Origin of the sequence: Oceanobacillus bengalensis, from assembly GCF_003628445.1 — a bacterium.
In the GTDB taxonomy this organism is placed as follows: Bacteria; Bacillota; Bacilli; order Bacillales; family Amphibacillaceae; genus Oceanobacillus; species Oceanobacillus bengalensis.
Genome location: NZ_RBZO01000056.1, coordinates 1 through 10409, shown reverse-complemented (window position 1 = coordinate 10409; position 10409 = coordinate 1). Strand labels below are relative to the sequence as shown.

Here is a 10409-nt window from a genome sequence, read left to right as displayed (position 1 = left end):
ATAGGTTCGAGATGGAAGCGTGGTGACACGTGGAGTTGACGGATACTAATCGATCGAGGACTTAACTAAATTCTTTTATGATAGTCGTTAGTTTACTCTTATTTAGTTTTTGAGGTATAAGCAAGAAATGCTTGACTTTAATTTAATAAATGACTATAATAATCTTTGTCACTGATTTTATAGTGAATACTATATTTGATTAATATTTGTCTGGTAGTGATGGCGGAGAGGCCACACCTGTTCCCATACCGAACACAGAAGTTAAGCTCTTCAGCGCCGATGGTAGTTGGGGGTTCCCCCTGCAAGAGTAGGACGCCGCCAGGCAAAGATTACTTTAAAGTATCTTAGTTTATATAGTTGTAAGGCAATTTTTAATATTGTTAAAAAGATAAGTGAAATTACATACTTTTTCTTTTTGGTATTATTCCACAGTAGCTCAGTGGTAGAGCAATCGGCTGTTAACCGATCGGTCGTAGGTTCGAATCCTACCTGTGGAGCCATTACGGAGAGCTGTCCGAGTTGGCCGAAGGAGCACGATTGGAAATCGTGTATACCGCTACCGCGGTATCAAGGGTTCGAATCCCTTGCTCTCCGCCACTCTTTAATATACTGGCCCGTTGGTCAAGTGGTTAAGACACCGCCCTTTCACGGCGGTATCACGGGTTCGAATCCCGTACGGGTCACCAACATGGAGGATTAGCTCAGCTGGGAGAGCACCTGCCTTACAAGCAGGGGGTCACAGGTTCGAGCCCTGTATCCTCCACCATTAACTTAATATTTTATACTATCGCGGGGTGGAGCAGTCTGGTAGCTCGTTGGGCTCATAACCCAGAGGTCGTAGGTTCAAATCCTGCCCCCGCAACCAAATAAATTGATAAAATGGTCCGGTAGTTCAGTTGGTTAGAATGCCTGCCTGTCACGCAGGAGGTCGCGGGTTCGAGTCCCGTCCGGACCGCCATTTTATTTTATAGAATTCCAATCTTTTAGATGGCTTGGTAGCTCAGTCGGTAGAGCAGAGGACTGAAAATCCTTGTGTCGGCGGTTCGATTCCGTCCCGAGCCACCATCTTAGATGGAGGGGTAGCGAAGTGGCTAAACGCGGCGGACTGTAAATCCGCTCCCTCAGGGTTCGGCAGTTCGAATCTGCCCCCCTCCACCATTCAATTTAATATTTGTAGGGGTATAGTTTAACGGTAGAACTACGGTCTCCAAAACCGTCAATGTGGGTTCGATTCCTACTACCCCTGCCATTTTTTCTATGGCGGTCGTGGCGAAGGGGTTAACGCACCGGATTGTGGCTCCGGCATTCGTGGGTTCAATTCCCACCGGTCGCCCCATAGATATTGGGCCATAGCCAAGCGGTAAGGCATCGGGTTTTGATCCCGTGTACCCCAGGTTCGAATCCTGGTGGCCCAGCCAATCGCGGAAGTAGTTCAGTGGTAGAACATCACCTTGCCAAGGTGGGGGTCGCGGGTTCGAATCCCGTCTTCCGCTCCATTTTCATTTATGGCGGTATAGCCAAGTGGTAAGGCAGAGGTCTGCAAAACCTTTATCACCGGTTCAAATCCGGTTACCGCCTCCAAAGAATTTTTATTATGCCGGTGTGGCGGAATTGGCAGACGCGCGGGACTCAAAATCCCGTGTCTTCACGGACGTGTCGGTTCGACCCCGACCACCGGTATCATTTTATACAGCTTAACCACAAGGGTTAAGCTGTTTTATTTTTGATTGTCCCGAATTTGTCCCATTTTATTTAAATTCATCTAGAACACTTCGGATTTTTTCTTTTTCTTTCTCCTCTAATTCTTTCAAAACATGACCATACGTATCAATTATTCTTTTTGTGTCTTTATGCCCCATGTATTTAGCGACCACAGAAATATCAATTCCTTTTGCGAGCATTACACTACAGTAGGTATGCCTACATCCTGTGGCTGTAATAATTGGTTTTATTCCCAATTCAGTGAGGTAGCTTTTTAGAGCTTTGTTGATTCCATTGTTAGTTGGTAATCCGTATTTTTCATCAAAAAAAATGAACCCGTCAGATATATCAAGAATTTTCAAGCTTTCTTGTCTTGCTTTTAAAGAACTTAGCACTTCCAATACATCACTACTTACTGGAACTTCCCTAATTGAAGTAGAAGTTTTCGGTGGAGCAAATACATGGCGAGCAGAGTCCATTCTACGATACGTTTTGATCATACCATCTTTAAAGTTTATCTCTTCCCATGTCAATGCCATTACTTCACCTACTCTAAAACCAGTTTTTAACTGTACATATAGGAAATAAGGAATTATGCTAGTAGGGTAATCCATTTTTTTCTTCAAAAAAGAAAGCAATGATTGATAGTCTGATAGGGATTCTATATATTTCTCACTGGCTTGTTTTACTTGTTTTTGAGCGTTTATTTTAACCCCTAATGTAAAATCCTTTATTAAAACAGAATCTTTTCTAGCTAAGATAATAGCGTTTCTTATAGCACTATTAAAACGACTGAGAGTATCTGCTCCTACTTCCTTCCCATATTCATTAAGGGTTTCTTGATAGTCACTATACTTCATTGGAGAAGCAATTTTGTCACCAAACCATTTCTTTACTTGTCTTCCCACTTTTCTATACTTATCTTTGGTTCTTGTGCTTTTATTAGAGGGGAGAACCTCTAATTCAAACCAACGCTTCCATAGTTCGTAGACAGTTGAGTCCTTATCAATTCTCCCACCACTTTTTAACTCAATCTCTAATTCAAGAGCTGCTTGCTTTGCTTCTTTTTATTTCGTTGGCAAGTCCTCGATGCTGTTAATATTCATATACTCCGGCACAACAAAACCTTGTTGGGCTCCTTCTAGGTTAGGACCTAAATCAATGATTTCATCTTTATATGATTCATAATAAGAAGCCGCACCTACAGGGAGCCAGGCGATTAACATGCCATCTACTTCCCCTGTTGATAGACTTTCAAACGCGATGCCCATATCGAGTGGGGTCAATTCAACTGTGTAGCCCAATTCTTCAAGGATAAGAGCAACGACATTGGTTGAAGCAATTTCTGTTTCATAATTTGTATAGGCTAATTCGATTGCCTTATCATCAACCGATGCAATGCCTTCCGTCCAAGTATCGACTCTATCACGATTGTCTTCGATCCATTCCTCGGCTGCTACTTGTGGTTCAACTGATTCGTCTTGTCCAAACTTTGACATTACTTCATTCATGTCTTCCACTTCCCAGTAGAAGTTATCCAAAAACGCATAAGCTGATGGATGTTCTTCCTCTAACCCTTTTCTTACCATCGTATGTATGTTTTCAGAAGCACCTAATGTCCCTTTTGGATCCTCTAAAAATTTCAAATCATTTTCGCTGAACATCCAATGTGGCTGCCAGAGTGTAACAACAATTGGTTCTTCATTTTTAATTGCTTGCTGCAATTCCGTTATCATTGCTGCTTCTGTACTTGGCAATAGTTCCACATCCAAGCTATATGATTCAATGGCTTTTTCTGCTATATCCATCGTTCCGGACCCTGGCTCGATCCCAACGATTTCTGTTATCTCAGCTGTAGATTCACTATTATTCTTTTCCGCAGATTCTGATTGGCAACCTACTAAGAATAGTATAATCCCGATACTTACGAGTGCTATCCATTTCTTAGATATCATGATTCTAGAAAACTCCTTTTCATAACAGACGTAACTTGTTATGTACAAAATTTCTACAAATTTTTAATTCGCAGATAGTAAATATAATAAAACAGAACAGAAAATAGTACAAAGCCCCATTATAGCAATTCTCCGTCATTTAATGCGATTAAAGTTATTTAGCGCAGCTACGGGTAGTTTATTGTCAGAATATCACTTGAATTATTAGAAAAACTCAGATTTGCTTTTTTAGGGGAGGTGGTATCTGTTCACCAGTATGCTAAAGTGGTAGAGAAGCGGGGGACTGACCCATTGGCTAAAAAAGGTCAAAAAGAAGCGCATCCATGGAAATACAACATTAATAATCCGATTTACTCTGTAAATACTAACCAATATGCTATAGTAAATAAGCCTCCCGAACAAATACAACGGCATTAATATAAGAAAAGAGACGTGATTAGCCTTGCTTGACTTTTTACAACTAGGTATTCGAAAAGAGATAAACCATACATTACAGTCAATCGGAATAGTAGCTCCTACTCCCATCCAAGAACGGACGATTCCATCCGTATTAGAGGGGAAGGATGTTATTGCAAAAGCACAAACGGGAACAGGAAAGACGTTGGCTTTTGTTCTTCCGATACTCGAAAAGATTGATGTGCACAAGTCGGATGTTCAAGCACTTATTTTAACTCCAACAAGAGAATTGGCTCAACAAATTTCAAAAGAAATAAAGAGAATGGTTGAAAACGTAGAAGGCATCAATGTGTTAGCTGTGTACGGTGGTCAAGATGTGAAGCATCAATTAAATAAGTTAAAAGGTGCCACGCATATTGTCGTTGCAACTCCTGGTCGGTTATTGGATCATATTCGCCGTGAAACAATTGATCTTACAAAGATTCAGATGCTTGTGTTAGATGAAGCTGACCAAATGTTACATATGGGTTTTCTTCCAGAGGTAGATGACATCATTCATGAAACACTTTCTTCAAGACAAACCATGCTATTCTCAGCGACAATCTCAAAAGAAATTAAATCTCTTGCAAAAAAATATATGGTAGAGCCAGAGTTCGTTGAAGTGAAAGCAAAAAAAGTAACGGTTGAAGAGATTAAACAAGTTGTTATTGAAACGACTGATCGGAGAAAACAAGCAACTTTATTGCATTTAATCCAAGAACACCGGCCTTTTTTAGCAATCATATTCTGTCGAACAAAAATTCGTGCCAAAAAACTTCACGAAGCTTTGATTGCGGGCGGCTATGAATCAGACGAGTTGCACAGTGATTTATCACAGGCTAAACGTGAAAGAGCGATGAAACGATTTCGTGAGGCGAAAACTCAAGTCCTAGTTGCAACAGACGTTGCTGCAAGGGGACTTGATGTAGAAGGTGTGACACATGTCTACAACTATGATATTCCACATGATGTTGAAAGCTATGTTCACCGGATTGGACGAACTGGCCGTGCAGGTGGCGATGGGGTTGCCTTTACTTTAATGGCTCCTAAGGATCTAGATTTCCTACGAATGATTGAAAAGGGGATTAATCAAGAATTGGAAATACAAGTGATTAAAGGAGTCAGTATCCCCGATCGTGAGGATTATCCTAGAGCAAACCGCGAGCAATCGAAAAAAGCAAAACGCTCTGAAGGTCGTAGAAGAGACGGAAGGAATGTTGCAACGCCTTCTTCAAGTAGAAAACCTAATAATAGACGAACAAAAGGCAATTCTGGTACTACAACAAAAGGTAGAAAACGAACTCGCTAAAGAGTGAATAATACGAAATGGAGTGTTTACATGATAAACATTAGCATACCTGCTTCAGATATTACTATTACACAGCGAGAACAAGTTCTGAAAGAAAATGAACCAGTAATCAAACCTATTTATGGGTTCATTGATTTCCATCTCATACCAAGAGATAAAGGCGGCATTTTCTTATTTTTTAATAAAAATGATGAGCTTCTTTTTGTTGGAAAAGCACGAAAACTACGTCAAAGAGTTAAAAAACATTTTGAAGATAATGTTTCTCCTATTAAAATGCACAGGGACGAAGTAAATAAAATCGATATTTGTTTAGTAGAAGATCCAATGGAACGAGAAATTTATGAAACCTATATCATTAATCAACTCCAGTCGAAATATAACGTTGAGAAAGTGTTTTATTAAAAAGACTGTTTTCGTAAAAAAAGGGTCAGTCCCCCAATTATGCTAAAGTATCAGAGTAGTGGAGGATTGACACTAATACTTTAGCTGGTGTGGCGGAATTGGCAGACGCGCGGGACTCAAAATTCCGTATCCTATGGATGTGTAGGTTCAACCCCGACCACCAGTACCTTTAATTATAAACGAGTAGAATTAAGAAAAGGTAAAACACTCACTAATGTTGATACATCAATGTTTGTGAGTGTTTTGTGGTTATACTGCTGAAAAAGACAGGCTTTGAAATGATTTTAGGGAACCAGGGGGACAGGTGAACTGGTCCACTCTTAAAATTAGGCCAATTAAACAATATATCGCATATTAGATTCACAAACATTAAAAACAACTATTATCAAATTCATCGGATTAATGGAACAGGATAATTTAAGGTGAATTGGAGTGCAGTGCCTGTCCCCATGGTTCGTACCTCTTCAATGTTATAATGTAAGATAATAAATTCTTTTTAGGAGGTATGCTATGAATGATGTTGTGAATTCTCAAAAAGAGAAATATAAAGCTTGGGTTACGGAAAATTTAGGTGAAAAAACAGGTATATGGTACACTCCATACCTTGAAAAGTTTGGATTAGGTAGCGGCTATAAGGGAAATTTCTTTGAATATCAGTCATATACGGAATATAAAAAGATCTATCAACAAATGACGGAACAAAGTGATGAGGATATTGAGAGATTAGTTACTGGTAAAAGTACGCCTCGATATCCAAAAAAGTTTGGTACAACAAGAATTCAATTTAGAAAAAAGTATGCGGAAGATGAATATAATCGAGGCGTAAGAAGTAAGCCTGATAACTTAGGTGGGATACCTGACTGGGGCGTTTTAATGCGATCATATTTGATATTTTTATATTATGATGAAAATCCTACGTTAACTTATCCTAAAAAAGAGAAGAAAATTGCGAATCAAGAAGATGAAATTGATAACAGTATTAATTATTGGGTAATTTCACCAGGTGAATCTTCGAGATTATGGGATCAATTCCACACAGAAAATATGATTGCACTTGGTTGGGACTACTTAGGGGATTTAAAAAACTATGATTCAAAGGAAGCTGTTGAACGAAAAATAGCTGAACAAAGAGCGGATGGGGTGCGCCCTGTCAATGACACAAAGGCTGTGTGGGATTTCTATCGTGAAATTCAAACAGGAGACGTTGTATATGTGAAAGAAGGAATTAAGAAAATCCTCGCACGTGGAGTTGTTGCGGGAGATTACTACTTCGATGATGAAGTATCAGAGTATAAACATAGAAGAAAAGTAGATTGGCTTCAAATTGGAAAGTGGGAATTGCATCAGACTTTTGCTCAAAAAACTTTAACATGTCTAAATCCTTATCCAAATTTAATTCAAGAAATTGATCAAGTAATGAATGAAGAATTTATTGATCCAAAAATTGCTGAAGCAAATGAATTTCGAAATTGGTTATCCAATCAAGTTACTGATACCGGAGTTAGCTTGAATGATAAAACAGTTAAGCAAAAAGTAAATGCGTTAAAGGATATAGAGTCCCATTATAATGCTTTGATTTTTGGTGAAACAGATATTGAGCAACTAAAACATTTGAAAGATATCGTTATATCTGATGAATTCTACAAAAAATATAAAGGCGTATCGGGTAGTTCAATTGACTACTACATTCGTTTTATTGAATCAAAGCCTACTGTACAAGAAAATGAATCCTTTACAATGGATGAATTTCTTTCGGATGTTTTTATCGAGAAGAAGGAGCTTATACAACTAATTTCTTTACTTGAAAATAAGAAGAATCTTATTTTGAAAGGTGCACCGGGAGTAGGTAAGACGTATATTGCTAAACGTTTAGCGTATGTAATGATGGAAGAAAAAGATGAAACGCGTGTCCAAATGGTACAGTTCCACCAAAGCTATAGTTATGAGGACTTCATTGAAGGGTTTCGTCCAAAAGCTGAAGGAGATGGATTTGAGCTGAAACAAGGTCCGTTTGTGAAGTTTGCTAGAAGAGCAGCACGGGATCCAGAACGAGACTACTTCTTCATAATTGATGAAATTAATCGTGGGAATATGAGTAAAATACTTGGGGAATTAATGATGCTTATCGAAGGGGATAAGCGAGGCGAACAAATCAATCTCCTTTATTCTAATGATAAGTTTTCTGTGCCATCGAATTTATACATTATTGGGATGATGAATACGGCAGATAGAAGCTTAGCTTTATTAGACTACGCACTTAGAAGAAGATTTTCGTTTTTTGAAATTAAACCAGCGTTCCAAAATGAGACATTTAAGTCCTATGTAAACGAATTAAATAGTCCAGAAGCTTTAAATCGTATTATTGATGAAATTAAGAGCTTAAATAATCAAATTGTTGAAGAGCTAGGGACAGGCTTTCAAATTGGGCATAGCTACTTTGTAGGTGATGCTTATAAAGTAGATACTGCAAATCGTGTAGAGGAGGTAATCGAATATGAAATTATTCCACAGTTATTCGAGTATTGGTTTGATGATGAACAGAAGGCAAACGATTGGGCTGAACGACTAAGAGGTTGTTACGATGGAGAGAAATAATAATATCCCAATTCGTAATATATACTATATGCTTTCCTATGCGTATCAAACGTTAAATCTTTCTGAGTATAAACAAATCGGGACAGAAAAGTTTGAGGACGTCAAAGAGCTATACGCAAAAATTTTATCGATTGGTATACCTGTTTTGGTTCGTGGAGGGTTAAGTAAGGATTATGTAAGTGTTGAAGAGACTTCCAATGTTATTAAGGGGAAAATTGATATCAATTCTACGATAAAGAAAAATGCCTTGGTAAATAAGAAAGTTGCAGTGGTTTATGATGAGTTCTCTGAAAATACATTGTTGAATCAAGTTATTAAAGGGACACTCGTTTACTTATCGCGCTCAAATAAAATAAGTAAAAAGATGCGTAGATTATTTTACGGTTTGCTGCCTTATTTTACAGAAGTATCAGATGTAGAGCTAGATTTGAAGCTATGGAAAAACGTTATATATAACCGCCAAAACATTCGTTACCAATTTATTGTAGATGTGTGTAGATATCTTTATGAGCGGTTATTATTTGATGAAAGCTCTACATCTCAAATGATGAAAGAGGTTCAAGATGAGCAAAGATTATCGTCTTTATATGAAAAGTTCATCTATGCATTTTTCAAACGTGAAACGAAATATAATGTATCCCATCCTCAAATTCAATGGATTGTTGATGATGATTTCACAGATGCATTACCGATTATGCAAACAGACCTTGTACTTCAAAAAGATAAAAAAACATTGATAGTGGATGCGAAATTTTATTCTGAGAATATGCTAGCAAGGTTTGAAGGTGGAGCTGCAAAACAAAAATCCAGTAACCTTTATCAAATATTCACCTATATAAATAATTGGAAAAAAGATCCAGACGAAACGGTTGCAGGTATGTTACTTTATGCGAAAACAACCGCATTAAATCAGCCTAACCATATTTATCACATTAAAGGTAATCAAATTATAGTTGTATCTCTAGATTTACAACAAGATTTTAGCAGCATAAAGGAAAACTTATTAGCATATGCCAATCAATTTTTTGCATAGCTCAACTCCCTTTATAACATTCATTTAAGAATCCCCTTCCAAGTAGGAGAAATCCTAAAGTATGGAAACGTCAAGGTTGAGCAAATTGAGGAAGGTAGTATTGTATTACAAGCAAAATATTTCCCTGATATTGTGCGTAAATTTCCTGAGAATACAGTAGAGATTGAAGCTGATTCTAACTTAAAAGTTACCATTTGTTCTGGAAAAGCTGAAATAAACTTTAATAAAAACATATACAAATCATATTTTCTTTAATAAAATATAATTAAATGTTTAATTATTGGGGAAAATATGGAGGTGTATGGAATTGAAAGAATTTAAACTAGCAGAAGCATTAAATCAGAGAATAGTTGATGGGTTGATGGAGGGGTATAGGGAGTATCTAGAGGTACGAAGGGAAAAGTCTAGAAACATGAAAGTTAGTGGTGCATATGCATGGGTTAAAGGTAATCATATTGATGATCAAGTAGCTAAAACTTGCTTATCATATGGGGTTGAAAGTAAACTAGCCAAGGCAGGGTTAACTTGGCAATATCTCCAATTCCAACACCAAGATGAAAAAATCCTATTTATTGTCAAGAATGCTCGATATTTTAATAGAGAACAGGTTAACAAAGGAAAAGATGCTAAAGGAAATACAAGAAATGCAAAGCTTTCTTATATGGAAGATTTAATGAAGATTAATTCAGGTATTGACTTTAACCATTTAAAAACTGATAATTCTTTTGACACAGTTCAACTGGAATTATTAGAAGAGAATTTTCTGAGTGAAGAAGATAACATTGAGATTGCTAAAATAGAATCTGATTATGATGTTTTTTATATAGTAACATATGAAATTGATGAGAATCAGATAATTGTGTTTTGCAACCTAAAAGGTTACAAGATTGCAATGAAAAGGTTAGAACTTTGCCAGCCCATATTTTATTATGATTGATGATTCGAAAGCGCATGTGTGACGCGATAACTATCTCCAGTA

8 protein-coding genes, 15 tRNA genes, 1 rRNA gene and 1 pseudogene are annotated in these 10409 nt (G+C 37.4%); 23 read left to right on the top strand and 2 right to left on the bottom strand.

Annotated elements, in window-relative coordinates; translation table 11 throughout:
• Window positions 1-209: 209 nt before the first annotated feature.
• The 15 genes from rrf to D8M05_RS19425 all read left to right on the top strand — a co-directional run bounded on the left by rrf (window position 210) and on the right by D8M05_RS19425 (window position 1680).
• Window positions 210-324 (top strand): 5S ribosomal RNA (gene rrf / locus D8M05_RS19495).
• Window positions 325-425: 101 nt separating this feature from the next.
• Window positions 426-500 (top strand) — tRNA-Asn (locus tag D8M05_RS19490).
• 4 nt (window positions 501-504) lie between these two features.
• Window positions 505-597 (top strand) — tRNA-Ser (locus D8M05_RS19485).
• 14 nt (window positions 598-611) lie between these two features.
• Window positions 612-686: transfer RNA gene (locus tag D8M05_RS19480), tRNA-Glu, on the top strand.
• Between the two features lie 4 nt (window positions 687-690).
• Window positions 691-766: transfer RNA gene (locus tag D8M05_RS19475), tRNA-Val, on the top strand.
• Between the two features lie 22 nt (window positions 767-788).
• Window positions 789-865 (top strand) — tRNA-Met (locus D8M05_RS19470).
• A gap of 16 nt (window positions 866-881) precedes the next feature.
• Window positions 882-958, top strand: a tRNA-Asp gene (locus D8M05_RS19465).
• A 31-nt stretch (window positions 959-989) separates the two neighbouring features.
• Window positions 990-1065: transfer RNA gene (locus D8M05_RS19460), tRNA-Phe, on the top strand.
• Window positions 1066-1073: 8 nt separating this feature from the next.
• A tRNA-Tyr gene (locus tag D8M05_RS19455) sits at window positions 1074-1158 on the top strand.
• Window positions 1159-1175: 17 nt separating this feature from the next.
• A tRNA-Trp gene (locus tag D8M05_RS19450) sits at window positions 1176-1249 on the top strand.
• A gap of 11 nt (window positions 1250-1260) precedes the next feature.
• Window positions 1261-1336: transfer RNA gene (locus tag D8M05_RS19445), tRNA-His, on the top strand.
• A 7-nt stretch (window positions 1337-1343) separates the two neighbouring features.
• Window positions 1344-1418 (top strand) — tRNA-Gln (locus D8M05_RS19440).
• Between the two features lie 3 nt (window positions 1419-1421).
• Window positions 1422-1496, top strand: a tRNA-Gly gene (locus D8M05_RS19435).
• Between the two features lie 11 nt (window positions 1497-1507).
• Window positions 1508-1581 (top strand) — tRNA-Cys (locus D8M05_RS19430).
• 15 nt (window positions 1582-1596) lie between these two features.
• A tRNA-Leu gene (locus D8M05_RS19425) sits at window positions 1597-1680 on the top strand.
• A gap of 68 nt (window positions 1681-1748) precedes the next feature.
• Here the strand turns inward: D8M05_RS19425 and D8M05_RS19420 are convergent.
• Both D8M05_RS19420 and D8M05_RS19415 read right to left on the bottom strand, forming a co-directional pair.
• On the bottom strand, window positions 1749-2561 hold the full coding sequence (locus D8M05_RS19420) for a site-specific integrase (RefSeq protein WP_121134738.1): 813 nt from the start codon (window positions 2559-2561) through the stop codon (window positions 1749-1751).
• Window positions 2562-2768: 207 nt separating this feature from the next.
• Window positions 2769-3656 carry a glycine betaine ABC transporter substrate-binding protein gene (locus D8M05_RS19415; RefSeq protein WP_121134734.1) on the bottom strand — a complete coding sequence of 296 codons (888 nt, stop codon included), beginning with the start codon at window positions 3654-3656 and terminating at the stop codon, window positions 2769-2771.
• Window positions 3657-3947: 291 nt separating this feature from the next.
• On the opposite strand from D8M05_RS19415, the gene D8M05_RS20815 reads away from it, so the two are divergent.
• The 8 genes and pseudogenes from D8M05_RS20815 to D8M05_RS19375 all read left to right on the top strand — a co-directional run bounded on the left by D8M05_RS20815 (window position 3948) and on the right by D8M05_RS19375 (window position 10367).
• A complete protein-coding gene (locus D8M05_RS20815) occupies window positions 3948-4073 on the top strand; it encodes a hypothetical protein (protein WP_281271945.1) in 126 nt (41 codons plus the stop codon).
• A gap of 25 nt (window positions 4074-4098) precedes the next feature.
• Window positions 4099-5400, top strand: coding sequence for a DEAD/DEAH box helicase (locus D8M05_RS19405; RefSeq protein WP_121134731.1), 1302 nt, complete (start codon window positions 4099-4101; stop codon window positions 5398-5400).
• A 30-nt stretch (window positions 5401-5430) separates the two neighbouring features.
• The gene (locus tag D8M05_RS19400; RefSeq protein WP_121134728.1) at window positions 5431-5802 is read left to right on the top strand and encodes a nucleotide excision repair endonuclease; all 372 of its coding nucleotides are present in this window, start codon (window positions 5431-5433) and stop codon (window positions 5800-5802) included.
• An 83-nt stretch (window positions 5803-5885) separates the two neighbouring features.
• Window positions 5886-5968: transfer RNA gene (locus D8M05_RS19395), tRNA-Leu, on the top strand.
• Between the two features lie 344 nt (window positions 5969-6312).
• Entirely contained in the window at window positions 6313-8397 is a 2085-nt protein-coding gene (locus tag D8M05_RS20440) for an AAA family ATPase (RefSeq protein WP_220667602.1), read from the top strand.
• Window positions 8384-9430, top strand: coding sequence for a 5-methylcytosine restriction system specificity protein McrC (locus D8M05_RS19385; protein WP_121134726.1), 1047 nt, complete (start codon window positions 8384-8386; stop codon window positions 9428-9430). Before D8M05_RS20440 ends, D8M05_RS19385 begins: the two co-directional genes overlap by 14 nt.
• Before the next feature lie 63 nt (window positions 9431-9493).
• Window positions 9494-9676 (top strand): annotated as a pseudogene (locus D8M05_RS20810) (DNA polymerase III subunit beta); the annotation flags it as partial.
• A 61-nt stretch (window positions 9677-9737) separates the two neighbouring features.
• Window positions 9738-10367 (top strand): spr1630 family ClpXP-sensitive toxin, encoded by a 630-nt coding sequence (locus tag D8M05_RS19375; protein ID WP_147405204.1) that lies wholly within the window; start codon window positions 9738-9740, stop codon window positions 10365-10367.
• The last annotated feature ends 42 nt before the right edge of the window (window positions 10368-10409 follow it).

Excerpts from the sequence above, each read along its gene's own strand:
- D8M05_RS19415 (WP_121134734.1), bottom strand. The coding sequence starts at position 3,656 with ATGATATCTAAGAAATGGATAGCACTCGTAAGTATCGGGATTATACTA.
- D8M05_RS19385 (WP_121134726.1), top strand. The coding sequence starts at position 8,384 with ATGGAGAGAAATAATAATATCCCAATTCGTAATATATACTATATGCTT.
- D8M05_RS19420 (WP_121134738.1), bottom strand. The coding sequence starts at position 2,561 with ATGAAGTATAGTGACTATCAAGAAACCCTTAATGAATATGGGAAGGAA.
- D8M05_RS20440 (WP_220667602.1), top strand. The coding sequence starts at position 6,313 with ATGAATGATGTTGTGAATTCTCAAAAAGAGAAATATAAAGCTTGGGTT.
- D8M05_RS19400 (WP_121134728.1), top strand. The coding sequence starts at position 5,431 with ATGATAAACATTAGCATACCTGCTTCAGATATTACTATTACACAGCGA.